Source organism: Streptomyces sp. NPDC086147 (genome assembly GCF_040702165.1).
Lineage (GTDB): Bacteria > Actinomycetota > Actinomycetes > Streptomycetales > Streptomycetaceae > Streptomyces.
This window is the reverse complement of record NZ_JBFBJO010000010.1, coordinates 198,755-217,337: the sequence shown is the minus strand read 5'-3', so window position 1 is coordinate 217,337 and position 18,583 is coordinate 198,755. Positions and strand designations below refer to the sequence as shown.

The following is an 18,583-nucleotide window of genomic DNA, read 5'->3' as shown; positions in this document are numbered from 1 at the left end:
GGGGGCGGGAGGCCGCCCGCCGCTGGCCAGCGCAGTATGTGAGCCGGGGGAGACGTGATCAAAAGCGGTGCGCGGAAAGGCGTGTGGTTTCCGGCCGTTCAGGAGTCGCCGGGTTCGATGGGACGACGACGGCGATGTGACCGCTCCGTGACGGCCGGACGATGCTTGTGCGACGGCGGCGCCCGCCGGTCCCTCCGGATCGCTCTCCGGCGCAGGTCCGGGGTGTTTTCGGGGGAGGGGCGCACCCGTGGACGGAGGACGCCCCTCCGATTGGCCGTATCCGCACGCGGACGGAACGGCCCTCCGTCCGCGTGCGGATGAGCCCGCTCTCCCGCGCCTACTCGTCCTCGTCGTAGTGCAGGGTGCCGTCCTCGTCCATGCGCGGGTGCATCTTCGTCGGCCCGTACTCGTCGACGTCCGAGGGGCGCGGCCCCTCGGGGCCGTCGGGACCGAACCGGACCATCCGTTCGACGCGGCAGATCCGGAACTCCCTCCCGTCCACCCGTACTTCGTCGGAGCGTTCGGCGGCCCGGAACAGCTCGCCGGCCCGCCGGTACCGCTCCCGCTGCTCGTCGTCCCACGCGTACAGGCGGGCCCACAGATCGGTGAGGCAGTCGTACAGGCCCCGCCGGGCCTCGTGCGGGGTCGGCGCCAGGGAGCCCTGCGGCTCCCAGACGTCGCCGGCCCGTTCCACGACGCCGAAGCCGACGGGCAGCATGGCGATGTCCGGATGGGTGGTGACCGCCTTCCGGGAGTCGGCCCGGACGGCGGCGGGGTAGCGCTTGCCGACGTAGTGGAACTCCCGCAGCCCGAGCCGCAGGGCCTCGGCCATGAGCCCGTTCGTCTTCTCCGGGTCGAGCACGGTGCCGGTGTCGAGGCAGCGGCCGGCGCCGGTCTGCCGCTCCCAGATCCGGAACACCGGCTCCGGATCGGTGGGGCGCGGCGGCTCCAGGCCGTCGGGGCCGGTGCGCGCCACCTCGTCGCCGCGCACGATCCGGTACGTCGTCCCCAGCACGACCAGTTCGTCGACCGGCTTCCGTTCGAGGACGCGTACGGCGGCGAGGAGTTCGCGCCGCACCTCCGGGTCGTCGGTGTCGTCCTTGGCCCGGAAGAAGAACTTCGACTGCAGGCCGTCCCGGGTCTGTTGCGGCATCCCGTCCAGCAGTGGCATCACCACCCGCCACGGGGAGTCCGCGCCGGCCTCCCGTGCCGCCACCCCGAACAGCGAGCCGCGCACGGCGAGCCCCGGATACCGCACGGCTGCCTCGGCGGCGTCGGTCTCGGTCACCCAGGCGACGGGATCGCCCTCCCGCACCAACCCCGCACGCATTTCGTCCAGACGTCGCTTCGCGTGTTCGTCCATGTGCGCATTGTGGTACCGGATCCGGCGGGCGGTCCGGTGATCGGCCCATCGGTTCAACTTACGGGTGACAACGGGAGGCGTTTCGAGCCACCGTAGGCGCCTTTCGGCCGGGAGCGGTGCCGGCCGCGAGCCGCCGGAGCCGTAGGATCGCCGCCGGGCGGGGCCGTAGCGCAGAGGTCGACGCGCGCGGTCTCCAACACCGCGAGGACGCCGGTTCGACTCCGGCCGGTCCCGCCCGCACCCCCGCACGGCCCGGAGGGCCGGCGGGGGCGGGTCCTACGACGGTACGGCGGCGGTGTGCGGTTCGCCGGCGTCCGGTCCGTCGGACTCCGGCTCCGCCGAGGGAACGGCGAGCTGCTCGCGGAGGTAGTTCCAGGCCACCGAGACCAGCGCGGCCGCGGGCACCGCGAGGAGGCTGCCCACGATGCCGGCCAGGCTGCCGCCCAGCGTCACCGCGAGGAGGACGACCGCCGCGTGCAGGCCGAGGCCGCGGCTCTGGATCATGGGCTGGAACACGTTGCCCTCCAGCTGCTGCACCACGACGATGATCGCGAGCACGAGCAGCGCGTCCGTCAGACCGTTCGACACCAGCGCGATGAGGACCGCGACCAGACCCGCGAACAGGGCTCCCACGATCGGCACGAACGCGGAGACGAAGGTCAGCACGGCCAGGGGGAGCACCAGGGGCACGTCGAGGAACCACAGGCCCAGGCCGATGAACACGGCGTCGAGCAGGCCGACGAACGCCTGCGAGCGCACGAACGCGCCCAGGGTCTCCCAGCCGCGCTCCGCCACGACGGGGACGTCGGTGGCCAGACGGCCGGGAAGCTGACGGGTCAGCCAGGGCAGGAAGCGCGGGCCGTCCTTGAGGAAGAAGAACATCAGGAAGAGCGCCAGGACGGCGGTGACCAGGCCGTTGAACACCGTGCTCACGCCCGTGACGACGGTGGTGACCATGCTGCCGACGCTGTCCTGGACCCGCGCGACCGCCGCGTCGAAGGCGCTGGAGATCTGGTCGTCCCCGATGTTGAGCGGCGGCCCGGCGGCCCACTCGCGCAGTTTCTGGATGCCCTCGACCACCCCGTCCGCCAGCTCCCCGGACTGCGAGGCGACCGGCACCGCGATCAGGGCGACGATGCCCGCGACGGCCACGAGGAAGAGGACGGTGACCACGGCCGCGGCCAGGGCGGGGGGCCATCCGCGCCTCCGCAGGAAGCGGGCGAAGGGCCAGGTCATGGTGGTGAGGAACAGGGCCACTATGAGCGGCCAGACGACCGACCACATGCGGCCCAGGATCCACAGGGACACCGCGGCCATCAGCAGGACCAGCAGCGACTCGGCGGAGACGCGTGCTGCCGTGCGCAGTGCGGCGGCGGTCTTCGTTGAACTCAACGTGGCAGGCATGGGGCTCACCCTAATGAACCGCCGTCCCCCTCCTCACCTCTCCTCTCTTCCGTCACCGCCGCCGCTCCCGCCCCGGGCGCCGGGCACGTCCGGGGCGGGAGCGGCGGCTGGGATCAGGGCGCGACGGCCAGGTCGAAGAGGTGGATGTTGCCGTTGCCCGGCAGCACCACGAACTCCACCCGCTTGGCGGGGTCGAGCGGGATCGAGTGGGCGAACACGCGGTACGCGATGCCCGCGTTGCCGTATCCGGTGGGCCGATTGCGCCCGTCGCTCGACGCCACCAGGGTCGCCCCGTGGGCGTTCGCCGGATCGAACGACCAGTTCGGGAAGCCGAACGAGCCGCTGCTGCTCGTTCCGTCCGCGTAGTACACGGTCGCGGTGCCCGAGGCCCCGCTCGTGACGCCCGACCCGAGGAGGACGAGCCTGCTGCCCGTACCGCTCAGAGCGATGGCCTGACCCGCGGCGGAGACGTTGTCCGGGGTCCCCCTCGGCACGTCCGGCCAGCGCAGTGCGGCGCCCAGGGCGCTGACGGTCCCGCCGGGACGCAGCCCGGCGTCGGCGAGCTTCTGCGCGGAGAAGCTGTTGCCCTCGCCGTCGTAGTTCCCGGGCTTCGTATTGCCCTCGTCGGTCACCCCCACGTTGTTGTACGCGGCGGCCAGGTTCGCCAGGGGAGTGCCGCTGTGCTGCGTCCTGGTACTGGTGGCGGACCCGGCCCCGTCGCCGCCCCGGTAGGTCGCGGTCGCGGTGAACGTGCGGACGGTGAAGCCGGGGCGCCGCTCCGGCACCTGGATCCGGAAGGTGGCCTCGGTGGAGGCGCCCTTGGCCAGGGAGCCGTCCACCTGGAGGACCGAGGGCTGCACGGCCCAGCCGACCGGCCCTCCGAAGGAGACCTTCAGCGAGCGCATCCGCTCCGGTCCCGGATTGGTGACGGTCACCTTCACCGTCGAGATGGCGGGACCGTCCAGGTCGACGGGGGAGATCGCCACCGCTGTGGCTGTGGCTGAGGTTGAGGTTGAGGTTGAGGTCGCGGACGGGGGCGCGGCCGAAGCCGTGGCCGGGAGGAGCGCGAGCGCGCCCGCCGCGACGACGGCCCCGAGCGATCGGATCAGTCCTGCTGGTCTCACGTGCTGCTCCTTCACGGCAGGGACGGAGGTGGGGACGGAGGCGGTCTCAGACGACGGGGGGCATCTCGGTGGCGCGCGAGTCGAGGCCCGTGCGGAGGTTGACCCAGGCGCCCCGGGTGAAGTCCGGTATCTGCACGGGACGTCCCTTGGCCGCCAGGGACATGACACTCAGGGGGACGGGGGCGCACCAGGCCGCCGAGTCGTAGACGTCGATGTCGGGCACGAGGCCCGCCCGCATGAGCTGCACCGTCCGCCACTGCAGGACGTAGTCCATGCCGCCGTGACCGCCGTTGTTCGCCGCGTCGTCGCCGATCTTCTTCCACAGCCAGTGGTCGAACTCCTTGCGGTAGGAGCCGAAGTCCCGCCAGGAGTGCCCGCTGTGGTCCGGCTCCACGTAGACGCGGCCGCCCCCGGCCGACAGCACGCCCGCGTAGTCCTCGAAGATCCCCCGGCTGCCCGCGAGGGAGTTGATCCGGCTGTAGGGCCGCGGGGAGCTCACGTCGTGCTCGGCGCGGATGATCCGGCCCTTGGCCGTCTCGATCAGACAGGTGACCAGGTCGCCGTTGACGTACGTCTCCTTCCACGAGGGGTGGTTCCTGGGCACGAACCGCTCCCGGTAGTCGGCCAGGCCCTTCGGCTCGGTCGCCGTGGCGCGCAGCGTGGTCAGGCGGTCGCCCCGGTTGATGTCCATGGCGGCGGCGATCGGCGCGAGGCCGTGCATGGCGTAGAAGGAGGCGGTGCTGCGGGTGTGCCACCGCCGCCGCCACGCGTCGGTGTAGTACGTGTCGGAGAAGAGCAGCTCGCGCAGGTCGTGCAGGTAGCCGCCGTGCCCGTTGGTGATGTCGCCGAACAGGCCTTCGTGCGCCATCTTCAGCATGGCCAGCTCGTTGCGGCCGTAGCTGCAGTTCTCCGAGAGCATGAGGTGCCTGCGGGTGCGCTCGGAGGTGTCGACAAGGTCCCACAGCTCGTCGAGCTCCGTGGCGATGGGCAGCTCGACGACGACGTGCTTGCCGGCGAGGAGCGCGGCCTTGCCCTGGGCGTAGTGGAACTCCCAGGGCGTGGCGATGTAGACGAGGTCGATCTCGTCGCGCCGCAGCATCTGCGTGTACGAGTCGGCCGAGCCGCCGTACTCGGCGGGGCGCGGCTTCCCGGCGGCGGCGAGGCCGTCGGCGACCCGCTTGGCGCGGTCGGCGCGCACGTCGCAGACGGCGGTGACCGTGCAGCCGGGGACGACGGACCAGCCCGTGGTCATGCCGGCGCCGCGGTTGCCCAGTCCGATCACGCCGACGCGCACCGTCCGGTGGACGTCGTAGGCCACGTCGACCATGGACTTCTGGCCCGGCCTGCGGCGCGGCGAGGGCGCCGCCACCGCCGCCGCGGTCGCGTCGGGGGCGGATCCCACCCCGGCCGCGAGCGCTCCGGTGGTGGCCAGGGCGCCTCCCAGGAGCAGGCGGCGTGAGACTGCGGGGAGTTCTGACATGGGTTCGACGCTCCTCAAGACATACGGCAGCGGACGCGTGACGACTCTGACGGGGCGATCAGGTGCGTGTCAATAGGTGTTCAATGAGGGCCCGTTGTAAGCAGGATCGCGCAACAATCGCCGAGTTTCACGCACGAGGCCACATCGCGAGCACTGGGACGGCCTCCAGAACCACGCGACGCCGGGGGCGCCGCGGCCCGCTCCCCGACCCGCCTGGAACGCATCACTCCCGGCGGCCCGAAGGCTGTGGCGGGATGCCGTGATGATCTCGGGCTCACCCGTACCGGCGGTCGTTCCCGCAGGCCGGGCGGCCGCGTCGGACAACCGGTGCTCGCTCTTCCCGGCGGCCCGGAACCGCGCCCCTGGCGCGTCTCCGACGCCGACGCCCTGGTGGCCGCCGACCGGGACCCCGCAATCCGCCACTGGAACCGGCTGCCGGTGGAGACGCCCGAGGACGCGCGCCGGAGGATCGAGCACCTGCACGCGCTCGTCCGGGGCGACGTCCGATCCTGTACGGCCCCGAGCCGCCTCGCCGCGGGCTACGGGCCTCGACGAGTCCGTCCGGCCGGCGATCCGGCCGCCCGCTGACGCACCTCCCACCCGGTCCGGGACCCGAAGGACTCCGTAGCGGGCACAAGGTGGAGCCGGTCGGTGTCGGGGGTGTGGGCGATCGGGTCGCCCGGCTCCTGGAAGTGCAGCGCGACTCCGCCACCGGACCGGTACGCGTCCAGCCCGGCGCGGCAGTAGGCGACCATCGGCTCCGGCGGCGCGCCGAGCGGGAACCACCCCATGCCGTCGCACACTTCGGGCTCTATGACCTCCGGCGTCCCGCGCCAGCGGCGGACCTCGAAGAAGAACCCGACCCGCGCGCCGCCGGACGGCGAACGGTGGTGCACGGTGACCGCGGCGCGCACGTCGGCCGGATCCACGACGAGGCCCGTCTCCTCCCGCGTCTCGCGGACGAGCGCGGTGACGACGTCCTCACCGGCCCCGTCGACGTGACCGGAGGGGAAATGCCAGTACCCCGCCGCGTAGACGGCCCCGGCCCGCCTCGACAGCAGCACCTCGGGACCTTCCTCCCCGTCGCGGACGGCGACCAGATGCACGTCCACCGGCACCGTGTGCCGTCCTCCGCCGTTCAACGGACACCGCCCGAGCGGCGGCGGCCGACCGGCGCCCGCCCGAGCCCTCCGGCGGCCGAGTTCTTCCCCGCCGCGGGCGGACCGGTCCTCACGATCAGCATGACGGCACTGTCGCACACCCGGCCGCCGGGGAGGAGTGGGTTCCGGCAGGGCGGAACTCCTCCCTCACCCAGGGGTAGAAATCGCTTTCTATCCCGGGCATGCTGTCGGCCACCGGGCCACCGCCGGGTGCCCGCCCGGGCTTCCTTCCCCCGTGCTCCCGAGAGGTCTGCCCCGCCATGTCCTCATCGCCCGAACCCTTCTCCGCGTCCGACCCCGACCCCGCCTCCCCGCTCTCCCGGCGCGGCCTGCTGCGCGCGGCCCTCGGCACCACCGCGCTCGGTGCCGCCGCCCTCGCCCTCCCGCTCGCCGTGCCGTCCCCCGCGCACGCCGCCGACGCCTACGACGCCCTCCGGCTGACCTGGCGCGGCCTGCTCCTCGGCAGCGGATTCGACCCGGGTGCCCAGCCCTTCGCCGCCAAGCTGGCCGCGCTCGGCGCCACCGCGCGCGACCTGCGGGCCGCCATGGCGCCGGCGGACGGCTCCCTCTGGCCGGACCTCCCCTACGCCGACCCCGACCCGGACACGGACCCCGAGTCGTACACGTACTCCGGGAACCTCCAGACCAGTTGCACGAGGCTGCGCACCCTCGCCGAGGCGTACGCGCAGCCCGGTACCGGCCTCACCGGCGACGCGGGGCTGCGCGACGCGATCCTGGCCGGGCTCGACCACCTCCACGACCAGGCGTACCACGCGGGCCGGGTCCGGTACGGCAACTGGTACAGCTGGCAGATCGGCTTCCCGCAGGCGCTGCTCGACATCGACGTCCTGCTGTACGACCACCTCGGCGCCGCCCGCGTCGCCGAACACTGCGCCGCCGTCGACCACTTCGTCCCCGACGGCGCGGTCGCGAGCTACACCGGTACCTCCACCGGCGCCAACCGCGTCGACCTCTGCCGGGTGCTCGCGCTGCGCGGCGTCCTCGGGAAGTCCCCGGCGAAGCTCGCCCTGGCCCGTGACGCGCTCTCGCCCGTCTTCCCGTACGTCACCTCCGGCGACGGCCTGTACGCCGACGGCAGCTTCGTCCAGCACACCTACGTCCCCTACGCCGGTTCGTACGGAGCCGTCATGCTCGGCGGGCTCTCCCACCTCTTCGCCCTGCTCAAGGGCTCCGCCTGGGAGGTCACCGACGGCGGCCGGCAGGTGGTGCTCGACTCGGTGGAGAAGGCGTACGCGCCCTTCCTCTTCAACGGCCTCGCCATGGACGCGGTCTCGGGCCGGGCGGTCAGCCGGGGAGTGCAGAAGACCGACACCCGGGCCGTCCGGCAGGACGACCACCTGCGCGGCCACGGGATCATCGCCTGCGTCGCGCTGCTCGCGCAGAGCGCGTCGGCGGCCGAGAAGACCCGCTGGGAGGGCATGGTCAAGGGCTGGATCGCCCGGGACTACTACAGCCCGCTCCTGACGAGCCCCGCCCTCGGCGTCGCCGCGCTCGCCCGCCTCAAGGGGATCGACGACGGCCCGGCCGCGCCGAGTCCCGAACCGGCCGGGCACCGGCTCTTCCCCGGCATGGACCGGGCCGTGCACCGGAGGCCGGGCTGGGCGGCCTCGCTCTCCATGGCCTCGAAGCGCATCACGTACTACGAGAACGGCAACGGCGAGAACCTGCGCGCCTGGCACAGCGGTTCGGGCATGCTCTACTGGTGGGGCGACACCTTCGCCAACGGGCAGTACAGCGACGACTTCTGGCCCACCGTCGACCCCTACCGGCTGCCCGGCACCACCGCCTCGCGCAAGCCGCTCGCCGACGGCGCGGGCGGCGCCTGGGGCGCCGCGCGGCCCGACGTCCGATGGGTCGGCGGAACGACGGACGGCACGTACGCGGCCGTCGGACAGTACCTGAAGGGGCTCTCCTCGACGCTCCTCGCCAAGAAGTCCTGGTTCTTCCTCGACGACGCGATCGTCTGCCTGGGCGCCGGGATCCACGGACGGGACGGCACCGGCGTCGAGTCGACCGTGGAGAACCGCAACCTCGGTGAGAACGGCGTCCACGTCCTCACCGTCGACGGGGCCGCCCAGCCCACGGCGCCCGGCTGGAGCGCCACGCTGACCGGAGCCCGCTGGGCGCACCTCGCGGGGCACGCCGGCTACGTCTTCCCGGGCGGTGCGCCCTCCTCCCTGAAGGCCCTGCGCCAGGCGCGCACGGGCAGGTGGTCGGAGATCAACCTGGGCGCCGTCACCGACCCGGTCACGCGCCGGTACCTGACGCTCTGGTTCGACCACGGCACCGATCCGACCCTGGCGGCGTACGCGTACGTCCTCATGCCGGGCGCGAGCCGGGAGCGTACGGAGGCCCGCGCGGCCGACCGGGGCTGGCTCACCGTCCTCGCCAACACCGACGACCACCAGGGCGTACGCGTCCCCTCCCTCGGTCTCACCGGCGTCAACCTCTGGTTCGCCGGCACGGTCGGCGAGGTCACGACCGGCGCCCCCGCGTCGGTCCTGATCCGCGAGTCCGGCACCACGGCCACGGTCTGCGTCTCCGGCCCGCTCCGGGACGGCGCGGCGATCGACCTGACGTGGAACCGGCCCGTCTCCGCCGTCCTCTCCCACGACCCGGCGGTCCAGGTCCTCGGCACCGGCGCCGCGCTCCGGCTCCGCGTCGCCCCCGGCACCCTCGCGGCCACCCACAAGGCGGTCGTACGGCTGGGCTGAGGGGGACGGGCGGTGCCGTCGCGTCCCGTCCCGGATCGTCAGGCGCCGGTGTACAGGGCGGCGTACTCCTCGCCGGGCGGGACGACGGTGATGACGTCGACCAGCACGCCGTCGGGGGCCGCGACGATGAAGTGCCGCTGCCCGAACTCCTCGGTGCGCAGGGGCAGCACCTCGGGCAGACCGGCCTCCGCCACGAGCCGCCGGTGCTCGGCGTCCACGTCGTCCACCTCGAAGTTCAGCAGCAGACCGCCCCGCAGCGCCGCCCGGTGGCCCTCGGGAACGGTCGGGTGGGCGTGGTCGAGGAGGGCCAGCTCGTACTGCGGGGCGTCGGGACGGCGCAGGCTGACGTACCAGTCCGCCTCGAAGGTCACCTCGAACCCGAAGTGACGGGTGTAGAAGTCGCGGGAGGCCGCCACGTCCCGGGTGGCGAGCACCGGGTAGAAGCCGCCGAGTCCGCCCGTGGGGGCGGGGGTGGTGAGTTCGTTCGTCATGGCCGAAGCCCTCCGTTTCCTTTTCGCATACCTCGGGTATGTGAATCGTGGCGTTAGCATACCCCGGGTACGTGAAAGGGGAAGGGTGAGGACGATGGCGGTCAACCGGGCGGAACAGCGGGCGGCCACGCGGCGGGCTCTGCTGGCCGAGGGGAGGCGGCGGTTCGCCGCGGACGGGTACCACCACGTGGTGCTGGCCGAGGTGGCGCGGGCCGCCGGCGTCACCAAGGGGGCCGCCTACCACCACTTCGACAGCAAGGCGGGGCTCTTCCGGGCCGTCGTCTCCGAGGTCCAGGACGAACTGGGGGAGCGGGTCGCGGCCGAGGCCGAGCGGCACGAGGACCTCTGGGAGCAGCTCCGGGCCGGCTGCCGGGCCTTCCTGGCCTCGGGGACCGACCCGGCGGTGCGGCGGATCCTGCTGGTCGACGCGCCGACCGTGCTGGGCTGGGACGAGTGGCGCACCATGGACGAGGAGTCCTCCGCCCGGCACCTCGCGGAGGCCCTGGAGACGCTCGCCGAGGCCGGGCTGATCGCCGACCGGCCGGTGGAGCCCCTGGCCCGGCTATTCTCGGGCGCGATGAACGAGGCCGCGCTCTGGATCGCGCGGGGCGGGGACCCGCGGGCCGCGGAGCAGGCGCTCGACCGGCTCCTGGCGGGGCTGCGCGTCCCGGCCTGACGCTCCCCTCCGGCGGGTCGACGGGCCGTGAGACCATCGCCTTCGCCGTCTCGGGGCGCCGACGACGCCGAGCCGCGACACAGGGGGAACGGACATGGAACACGGCCGGACGGTGGAAGCGCGCGGAGAGCGCACACGGGGCGAGAGGCTGACCGAAGGGCTGACGGTCGCCGTGGCGTCGGTCCTCTCGCTCGGCCTGCTGACCGGCCCGGTGGTGGTCTTCGGCACCACGGCCTGGCGCCTGGCCACCGACACCGGGACCACCACGTTCAGCCGGTTCCTGGTGCCGGTGCTCCTCCTCGCCCTCCTGGCGCTGCCGCCCGCCCTGGCCCGCGCGGTGTTCCGCTCGGGCCGGCGCAAGGGAGGCGGACGGCTGACGGCGGCGGCCCCGGCGGCCCTGGCACTGCTCGGCGGGGCCGTCGTGCCGTTCGTGGTCCTGTGCCTGCTTCTGGTGACCGCGGACTGACCGCGGGCCGGCCCGGGCCGCGTCAGCCGTCCGGACCTCCGGCCGAGGCCGCTGTTCGGCGTCCACCGAGGGGAGCCCGCCGCCGTCGACCGCGACTCACGGGCCGCGCCAGACGTTGGCGAAGGCCGCGTTCTCGATGGTCCGCCGCTGGCGCACGGCCTCCAGCTCCATCACCGCGTCGTGGACGGCCGCCACCACGGTCGTCACCGCCTCGTCGTCGAGACCGGGATCCCCGTCGGGCCGCCCGTCGTCGATTCCCACGGCCGAGGCGAGTGCGGCCAGGACGGGTTCCCCCGCCTCCCGGCGGTCGACCGCCCGGCGGCGGGCCGGCGTGTCGACCGCTTCCACGCGTTCCCTGCCGAAGGGCGACAGACCGCTCCGCTTCCGCGTCAGCTCGCCGTCCTCCTCCAGCGCGGCCCGGTACGCGGACGAGAGGTCCTCGCCCCGGCGCCACAGCCAGTCCTCGATCCGTTCGTAGGGTGGCTGCCGGGTGAGCCGTCCCGCGGCCTCGTCCAGCAGCCGGTCGTCCGGCGCCGGCGGCCCGCCCGGCACGATGCGGTCGCCGTCCACGGTGACGGCCCCCGTACCGACGAGATCGATCAGCTCGGCCCCCGCGAGCGCGAGCGACAGGTCGCCCTGCCCCACGGAACGCTCCGGCCCCGGGTCCATGGCGATGATGAACAGGTCCTTCGCCGTGCTCATGAACGGCTCCCCTCGAAGACGTCGACAAGGCGCGCCTCCCCACCGGCCGATCCCGGCCGGCACCCGGCCCGTTTCCGGGGCCGGTTCGGCGGCGGAGCGCCCACCACGATCAGTATCGCCCCCACCCCGGCGGTCGAAGCCCTGCCGCCGGACGGATTCCGCGACGGCGATCCATCCGAGGAGCCCCCGAGGGGGACCCTCAGGGACGGAGCCCGACGTGCTTGAGCGCGACCGCGCCGAGGTCGGCGATGGCCTCCCGGTCTCCCCGGCGCCAGGCGTCGGCCCATCCGCCGGGCGGCGGGGCCGGCAGTGCGGTGAGTGCGCCGGGAGGGCCGGTGAGGGCGCGCAGGGCGAGCAGATCGGCGCCTCCGGGAGCCTCGGCGAGGCGGCGCAGGGTGCTGCTGCGCCGGATCCAGAGCAGGCGGGGCGGGAGCCACAGCAGCAGGACGAAGAGCACCGGAATGACGATGAGGGCCGCCGTGACGACGTCGGCGACCTGGCCGACGGTCTCCTGGAACGACACGCCCGCGTCGGCGAAGCCGGAGCTGGCGTCGGCCGCGGACCGGAGCGGCTTCTGCAGGACGTCGCCGATGAACGGCACGTCCGACGCCGCTTCCCCCGCCTCCCCGAGCTCCTTGGCGAGGCTGTCACCGGAACTCTCCACCTTCTGTCCGGGCTCGGCCAGCAGCATGATCGTCCCGCGGACGGCGAGGGCCGCCCACACCGCGGCGGCGATCAGGACCACGGCGATCAGGTCCACGAGCACCTGGCGGTTCCGGCGTGCGGGTGTCTGGGCGTAGAAGCGCAACGGAGGTGCTCCCCTTCGGATCGTGGAGTCGAGGAGGTCCGGCCGCCCCGGCCGCGACTCGGCCGACCGGTCGTCGGGATCAACTCTTCCACCGCTCCTCGCGGGCAAACGTGTGTGGAGCACGGCGCGAGGGGATACCGTCACCGCCCCGCGTACCGTTAGCGTCGGGCCCATGATCGTATGGCTCAACGGCACCCACGGCGCGGGCAAGACGACGACCGCCGCGCTCGTGCGGCGGCTGATCCCGGACTCACGGGTGTTCGACGCCGAGAAGGTCGGCGAGACCCTCATGGACATCACGCCGGGGCTGCCCGAGACGGACAACTTCCAGCACTGGCCGCCGTGGCGGCCGCTCGTGGTCGAGACCGCCCGCCGCGTGCTCGACTACACCGGCGGCACCCTGGTGATCCCCATGACCGTCCTGGTCGAGGAGTACTGGCGCGAGATCAGCGAGGGCCTCACCCGGCACGCCGTCCCGGTACGGCACTTCGTCCTCCACGCCGACCGGGACACCCTCCGCGCGCGCATCGCGAACGACACTGTCACCGGCCCCGACTCGCCGTTCCGCCTCCAGTACCTCGATCCCTACGCCGAGGCGGCCCGCACCTGGCTGCACGCCGAGGCCGAGGTCGTCGACACCACCCACCTCGCACCCGACGCCGTCGCCCTGCGGATCGCGGAGGCGCTCAAGGGCTGAACGGTCCCTCCGGGCGGGGCGGGGCGGGTCACGGGTCCCGGCGCCCGCCGGGTGAGGCCGCCCGGCTCCCGGTGGGGTCGGGCGGGTGTCCGGCGGCGGGGGGCTTCGGCGAGGGCTCGCCCGCCGCGAGGTGCTCCAGGACCTCCGCCAGTTCCTGGCAGGCGCGGCGCACCGACCTGCGGGTCGCCCGCTGCTCGGTGATGACGGAGGAGAGGAGCAGGGCCGTCAGGGCGGCGGAGCCGTTGAACGCCTGGAGCTTCACCATGATCTCGACGTCCGACAGGCGGAGGAACGCGCCCTCCCCGGCGGTCGCCTCGAAGGTGGTGAGCACGGACGCGAAGAGCGCGCACAGCATGCTTCCGGCGAGCTGGAAGCGGAGCGCCGCCCAGATCAGCAGGGGGAAGACCAGGAAGAGCAGGCTCATCGGGCTGTGCACGGCCGACGGCACGAGGACCAGGGCCGCGAGCCCCAGACAGACCGCCTCCTTCCAGCGCCGCGTCCGGAACCGCCCGCCCGCGCCCGCGAACGCGAGCAGGAGCGGAGCGACGAGCAGCACGCCCATCGTGTCGCCCGCCCACCAGGCCAGCCAGACGGGCCAGAACTCGCTCTTCTCCAGGGAGCCGGTCGCCACGTGCAGTCCGACCCCGGCGGTCGAGCTGATCAGCATGGCGCCGAACCCGCCGAGGAACACCAGGGAGAGCCCGTCCCGCAGCCGGGCCATGTCGAGCCGGAAGCCCACCCGTCTCAGCAGCAGGAAGGCGCACAGCGGTGCGGCGGTGTTGCTCACCACGGTGATCACCGTGGTGAGCCCCGGAGTGGTGAGGGAGGCGATGACGAGGAAGCAGCCCAGGGCGATCCCGGGCCAGACCCGCGCGCCGAGCAGCAGCAGGGCGGCGACGGCGACGCCCGTGGGCGGCCAGATGGGGGTGACGACCACGCCCTCGACGACGAGGCGGCCCAGCAGGCCGAGCCGTCCGGCCGCGTAGTAGCAGGCGGCCACGGCCAGCGAGGCCAGGACCGCTTCCGTCGAGGGCCGGAACTGCCGAGTGACCAACACATCAGCCATCAGACACCGGCCGGGCCGCCCCGACCGGGCAAGAACCCCCTGCGTGTCGGGCGCGAACCGTACGGAACGGGCCGGGCCGGGACCGCGCCCCGGCACGTACCGCATCGACCCCCGGCCCGGCATGGATCGGGCCCCGGTACGGCCCGGATCGGACCGCTGCCCGTACGGATCGGACCCCGGTACGGACCGGATCGCGCCCCGGCCCGTACCGCTCCCGGCACCGAGCGCCGGGCGTCACCCGTTCGGGGGCGGGCCGTTCAGGGGCGGGCCGACCGGGGCGGCGGTCGCTCCTCCTCAGCCCCTCACCGGCCAGGCGGTACCGCCGTCGTGGCCGACGACCAGGACGGCGGCGTCGTCCTCGTGTCCCACCGTGCTCGCCAGCTTCATGACGGCGGTGGCGAGCGCGTCGACGTCCAGCCCGGCGACGGCGGTGATGCCGGCGAGCCGCATCACCTGCTCCAGGCCGTCGTCGAGGTGGAGCGAGGGCCCCTCCACCACCCCGTCGGTCAGCAGGACGAAGACGCCGCCGGTGGTGAGCCGGTGGCGGGTGACGGGGTAGTCGACCCCGCTGAACACACCGAGCGGTGGCCCGCCCTCGCCGTCGTCGATGCCGGAGCGGCCGTCGGCGGTGGCCCAGATGTGGGGGATGTGACCGGCACGGGCGCACTCCAGGGTGCCGGCGGCGGGGTCGAGCCGCAGGAAGGTGCAGGTGGCGAAGAGGTCGGCGCCCAGCGTGACCAGCAGGTCGTTGGTGCGGGCGAGCAGCTCTCCCGGGTCCCCGGTGACGGAGGCCAGCGCGCGCAGCCCCACGCGGACCTGTCCCATGAAGGCGGCGGCCTCGATGTTGTGCCCCTGCACGTCGCCGATGGACATGCCGATGTGCCCGTCGGGCAGCGTGAAGGCGTCGTACCAGTCGCCGCCCACGTTGAGCCCGTGGTTCGCGGGCATGTAGCCGACGGCCAGCCGGACGCCCGGAGGGCTGGGAAGGTCCGGGGGCAGCATGCCGCGCTGCAGGGCCACGGCGAGCTCGACGCGGGAGCGCTGCGTCTCGGCCAGCTCCCGCGCCCGGGCGGTCAGCGACCCGAGTCTGGTCAGCAGCTCGTCACTGCTGTCGGCCGGCCGTCTGCGGAACATCGATCACTCCGGCGTGGCGAGAGTCCCTCGCATCAGTTCGTTCTCTCCTCGGTTCCTGAGACCATGGCGGCCACCTCGGCATGAACAGGGCCTTCCCTACTCTGCCCGGAGGAGACGCCGCCCGCACCTCTACCGACGCCCCGCCCTTCCGCGCCGCCGCGCCGGAGCGCGTGATCAGGTCGACTCGCGGACCACGAGTTCGTTCGGGATGACGACCGGTTCCCTGGGGCCGCCCTCGATGAGCCCGAGGAGGAGGTGGACCGTGGCGATGGCCTGGTCGGCCATGGGGCTGCGGACGGAGGTGAGCGCCGGCGCGGTGTACGCGGCGGCCTCGATGTCGTCGAAGCCGACGACGGCCACGTCCTCGGGCACGCGGCGGCCCGCCCTGCGCAGGGTCCGCAGGGCCCCGATCGCCATCAGGTCGTTGGACGCGAAGACGGCGTCCAGCGCCGGATCGTCCTCCAGGAGCTGCCGCATGGCCTCGGCGCCCGACGCCCGGGTGAAGTCGCCCAGCGCGACGATCGACCGGCGGCCGGTCCCGCGCAGCGCCTCGCGGTAGCCGTCGAGCCGCTCGCGGGCCTCGAACAGGTCGAGCGGGCCGGTGATGGCGGCGATCCTGCGGCGCCCGCGCTCCAGCAGGTGCCGCACGGCGAGCGAGGCGCCGCCGACGTTGTCGAGTCCGGCGTACGGCACCTGGGGCGCGGACGTGCGGTTGAACGAGGCCATCGGCAGACCCGTCCTGGCCAGCGCCGCCGGCAGCGGGTCGGTGCCGTGCAGCGCGACGAGCATGACGCCGTCCACGTGCCCGCCGGCCACGTACGCCTCCACCCGGGCCCGGCTCCCGTCGGACTCCGCCAGCATCAGCACGACCTGCTTGCCGGCGGCTTCCAGCTCCCTGCTCACGGCCCGCACGACGGTGGAGAACAGGGGGTCGTCGGAGACCACGCCCTGGGGCGGATCGGAGACGACGACGGCCACCGCGTCCGTCCGGCGGGTGACGAGGTTGCGGGCGGCCGCGTTGGGCACGTACCCCAGCTCGCGGACGGCCCGCATCACGACCTCGCGGATCTGCGGGGCGACGGTCGTCTCGCCGTTGACGACCCGGGAGACGCTCGACTTGGACACGCCCGCGCGAGCGGCGACCACTTCCAGCGTGGGTCGTTTCATCCCGGTCCATTCGATCGACGGCGTCCGCGCTCCGCGGGGAGCGTTCTCCGGCGAGGATGACGCTCCGTCGACGCCCATGTCAACGGCGCTGTGAAGACGGCCGCCGCTCCGTCCGCAGGCCGTCCCGCGCCCCCGGCCGCACGGCGCCTCCGCCCTGGCACGGCGTGCTTTCCGTTCTCCCGACGAGCCGTGAGAAACCGTTCCCGGAAAGGCAGTTGGTGAGTACGTGGTGTTTCCAGCGAGTGAACCAAAGCCTTGACAGCCGATGCGGACCGGCCCATTCTCACCCCTCAGGGAGCGCTCCCCGACCCCTTCCCCCCTCTGAGGAGACGCCGTGCGTCCGCTGCTTCGCCGCGTCGGTCTACTCGTCGCCGTCGTGACCACCCTGCTCACCTTCACCGTCGCACCCGCACCACCCGCCCGCGCCGCGGAGGCCCCGCTGTCCCAGGGCAAGAACGTCACCGCCTCCGGCACCGAAGGTCCCTTCGCCCCGGCCGCCGCCGTCGACGGCGACGCCGGCACCCGCTGGTCCAGCGCGTTCACGGACACCCAGTGGATCCAGGTCGACCTCGGCACGAGCGCCGCCATCGGCCGGATCACCCTCAACTGGGAGGCCGCCTACGCCAAGTCCTTCCGCGTCCAGGTCTCCGACGACGCCGCCACGTGGCGGACCCTCCACGAGACGACGTCGGGCACCGGCGGCGTGCAGAACCTCACCGTCTCCGGCACCGGCCGCTACGTCCGCATGACCGCGACCGAACGCGCCACCGCCTACGGCTACTCCCTCTGGGAGTTCCAGGTGTACGGCACCGGCGGCGGAAACGGCGGGGACATCCTGCTCTCCTACGGACGGCCGGGCACGGCCTCCTCCTCCCAGAGCGACCAGAACTGCTGGGAGTGCACCCCCGCCCGGGCCTTCGACCGCGACCCGGCCTCCCGGTGGGCCACCAGCTCCACCACCGGCTGGACGGACCCCGCCTGGATCGCCGTCGACCTCGGCGCCACCGCGCGGATCAACAGGATCGTCCTCCAGTGGGACCCCGCCCACGCCAAGTCCTTCCAGATCCAGGTCTCACCGAACGGCACCGACTGGACGCCGATCTACTCGACCACGACCGGAACGGGCCTCAAGCAGACCCTCACGGTGTCCGGCACCGGCCGGCACGTGCGGATGTACGGCACGGAGCGCGCCACCGCCTACGGCTACTCCCTGTGGGAGTTCCAGGTGTACGGCACCGGCGGCGCGCCGATCCCGGCCCCGCCGCTCCCGCCCGACCCGGCGAACCCGCCGCGGCTGGTCTGGAGCGACGAGTTCGACGGCGCCGCAGGCGCCAGGCCCGACCCCGCCAAGTGGAGGGCCGACCCGGGCACCGGCCAGAACGCCGAGCTGCAGTACTACACCGACCACGACAACGCCGCGCTCGACGGATCCGGACACCTGGTCATGGAGGCGCGCAAGCAGGCCACCCCCGGCAGGGGATGCCCGCCCGACCCGCTGACCGGCAGCACCACCTGCCAGTACACCTCGGCGCGCATGAACACCGGCGCCACCTTCCAGTTCACCTACGGACGCGTCGAGGCACGCGTCAAGGTCCCCAAGGGCAACGGCCTCTGGCCCGCCTTCTGGATGATGGGCGCCGACTTCCTGAGCGGCCGGCCGTGGCCGTACAACGGCGAGATCGACATCATGGAGGTCCTCGGCAAGGACGTGAAGACCTCGTACTCCACGGTCCACGCGCCCGCGTACAACGGCGGCGGGGGCATCGGCGCGCCGTACCGGCTGCCCCAGGACGCCGACTTCTCCGACGACTTCCACACCTGGGCCGCCGACTGGACCAGCAAGGGCATCGTCTACAGCCTCGACGGGCGGACGGTCCTCACCCTCGACAAGGAGCAGGTCGAGCGGACCCGCGGGCCCTGGATCTTCGACCACCCGCACTACATGATCCTCAACCTCGCGGTCGGCGGCGACTGGCCCGGCCCGACCGACGCCACCACCCCCTTCCCCGCCAGGATGCTCGTCGACTACGTGCGCGTCTACCAGTAGCCGGACCGCGTCGGCCGAGGAGGCCCGGCGGGGTCGCCGGGCCTCCTCCTCCCCCCACCCACG

Annotated in this window: 16 protein-coding genes and 1 tRNA gene; 6 read left to right on the top strand and 11 right to left on the bottom strand. The window is 73.4% G+C overall.

The genetic code is table 11. From position 1 onward, the window contains the following. Positions 1-337: 337 nt before the first annotated feature. Positions 338-1,363: a DUF5954 family protein gene (locus AB0398_RS22815; protein WP_366377454.1), complete on the bottom strand. Its 1,026-nt coding sequence runs from the start codon at positions 1,361-1,363 to the stop codon at positions 338-340. 159 nt (positions 1,364-1,522) lie between these two features. On the opposite strand from AB0398_RS22815, the gene AB0398_RS22810 reads away from it, so the two are divergent. Continuing rightward, a tRNA-Trp gene (locus AB0398_RS22810) sits at positions 1,523-1,597 on the top strand. 42 nt (positions 1,598-1,639) lie between these two features. Here the strand turns inward: AB0398_RS22810 and AB0398_RS22805 are convergent. From AB0398_RS22805 to AB0398_RS22790, 4 genes are all read right to left on the bottom strand, one after another. Continuing rightward, complete coding sequence (locus tag AB0398_RS22805) at positions 1,640-2,767, bottom strand: AI-2E family transporter (RefSeq protein ID WP_366377453.1); 1,128 nt, start codon at positions 2,765-2,767, stop codon at positions 1,640-1,642. 113 nt (positions 2,768-2,880) lie between these two features. Continuing rightward, positions 2,881-3,753: an NEW3 domain-containing protein gene (locus tag AB0398_RS22800; RefSeq protein WP_366377452.1), complete on the bottom strand. Its 873-nt coding sequence runs from the start codon at positions 3,751-3,753 to the stop codon at positions 2,881-2,883. 184 nt (positions 3,754-3,937) lie between these two features. Continuing rightward, on the bottom strand, positions 3,938-5,371 hold the full coding sequence (locus AB0398_RS22795) for a Gfo/Idh/MocA family oxidoreductase (protein ID WP_366377451.1): 1,434 nt from the start codon (positions 5,369-5,371) through the stop codon (positions 3,938-3,940). A 539-nt stretch (positions 5,372-5,910) separates the two neighbouring features. After that, positions 5,911-6,489 carry an NUDIX domain-containing protein gene (locus AB0398_RS22790; RefSeq protein ID WP_366377450.1) on the bottom strand — a complete coding sequence of 193 codons (579 nt, stop codon included), beginning with the start codon at positions 6,487-6,489 and terminating at the stop codon, positions 5,911-5,913. 302 nt (positions 6,490-6,791) lie between these two features. Here AB0398_RS22790 and AB0398_RS22785 point away from each other — a divergent pair, with 302 nt between their 5' ends. Further along, a complete protein-coding gene (locus AB0398_RS22785; protein WP_366377449.1) occupies positions 6,792-9,266 on the top strand; it encodes a polysaccharide lyase 8 family protein in 2,475 nt (824 codons plus the stop codon). Between the two features lie 38 nt (positions 9,267-9,304). Here AB0398_RS22785 and AB0398_RS22780 read toward each other — a convergent pair whose 3' ends face one another. Next, positions 9,305-9,757, bottom strand: coding sequence for a VOC family protein (locus tag AB0398_RS22780; RefSeq protein WP_366377448.1), 453 nt, complete (start codon positions 9,755-9,757; stop codon positions 9,305-9,307). Positions 9,758-9,851: 94 nt separating this feature from the next. Here AB0398_RS22780 and AB0398_RS22775 point away from each other — a divergent pair, with 94 nt between their 5' ends. Both AB0398_RS22775 and AB0398_RS22770 read left to right on the top strand, forming a co-directional pair. Next, the gene (locus AB0398_RS22775; RefSeq protein ID WP_366377447.1) at positions 9,852-10,433 is read left to right on the top strand and encodes a TetR/AcrR family transcriptional regulator; all 582 of its coding nucleotides are present in this window, start codon (positions 9,852-9,854) and stop codon (positions 10,431-10,433) included. Between the two features lie 94 nt (positions 10,434-10,527). Next, complete coding sequence (locus AB0398_RS22770; protein ID WP_366377446.1) at positions 10,528-10,899, top strand: hypothetical protein; 372 nt, start codon at positions 10,528-10,530, stop codon at positions 10,897-10,899. Between the two features lie 96 nt (positions 10,900-10,995). Here the strand turns inward: AB0398_RS22770 and AB0398_RS22765 are convergent, their stop codons facing one another. Continuing rightward, on the bottom strand, positions 10,996-11,601 hold the full coding sequence (locus tag AB0398_RS22765) for a GPP34 family phosphoprotein (RefSeq protein ID WP_366377445.1): 606 nt from the start codon (positions 11,599-11,601) through the stop codon (positions 10,996-10,998). Positions 11,602-11,800: 199 nt separating this feature from the next. Further along, positions 11,801-12,409 carry a hypothetical protein gene (locus tag AB0398_RS22760; protein WP_366377444.1) on the bottom strand — a complete coding sequence of 203 codons (609 nt, stop codon included), beginning with the start codon at positions 12,407-12,409 and terminating at the stop codon, positions 11,801-11,803. A gap of 172 nt (positions 12,410-12,581) precedes the next feature. Between AB0398_RS22760 and AB0398_RS22755 the strand changes: the two genes are divergently transcribed. Then, positions 12,582-13,106 carry an AAA family ATPase gene (locus AB0398_RS22755; RefSeq protein ID WP_366377443.1) on the top strand — a complete coding sequence of 175 codons (525 nt, stop codon included), beginning with the start codon at positions 12,582-12,584 and terminating at the stop codon, positions 13,104-13,106. A gap of 28 nt (positions 13,107-13,134) precedes the next feature. Here AB0398_RS22755 and AB0398_RS22750 read toward each other — a convergent pair whose 3' ends face one another. The 3 genes from AB0398_RS22750 to AB0398_RS22740 form a co-directional block, all read right to left on the bottom strand. Then, positions 13,135-14,172: an MASE1 domain-containing protein gene (locus tag AB0398_RS22750; protein WP_366377442.1), complete on the bottom strand. Its 1,038-nt coding sequence runs from the start codon at positions 14,170-14,172 to the stop codon at positions 13,135-13,137. Positions 14,173-14,466: 294 nt separating this feature from the next. Beyond that, positions 14,467-15,306: a PP2C family protein-serine/threonine phosphatase gene (locus AB0398_RS22745; RefSeq protein WP_366377441.1), complete on the bottom strand. Its 840-nt coding sequence runs from the start codon at positions 15,304-15,306 to the stop codon at positions 14,467-14,469. 174 nt (positions 15,307-15,480) lie between these two features. Beyond that, entirely contained in the window at positions 15,481-16,473 is a 993-nt protein-coding gene (locus AB0398_RS22740) for a LacI family DNA-binding transcriptional regulator (RefSeq protein ID WP_366377440.1), read from the bottom strand. Positions 16,474-16,807: 334 nt separating this feature from the next. Here AB0398_RS22740 and AB0398_RS22735 point away from each other — a divergent pair, with 334 nt between their 5' ends. Further along, a complete protein-coding gene (locus tag AB0398_RS22735) occupies positions 16,808-18,520 on the top strand; it encodes a discoidin domain-containing protein (RefSeq protein ID WP_366377439.1) in 1,713 nt (570 codons plus the stop codon). The last annotated feature ends 63 nt before the right edge of the window (positions 18,521-18,583 follow it).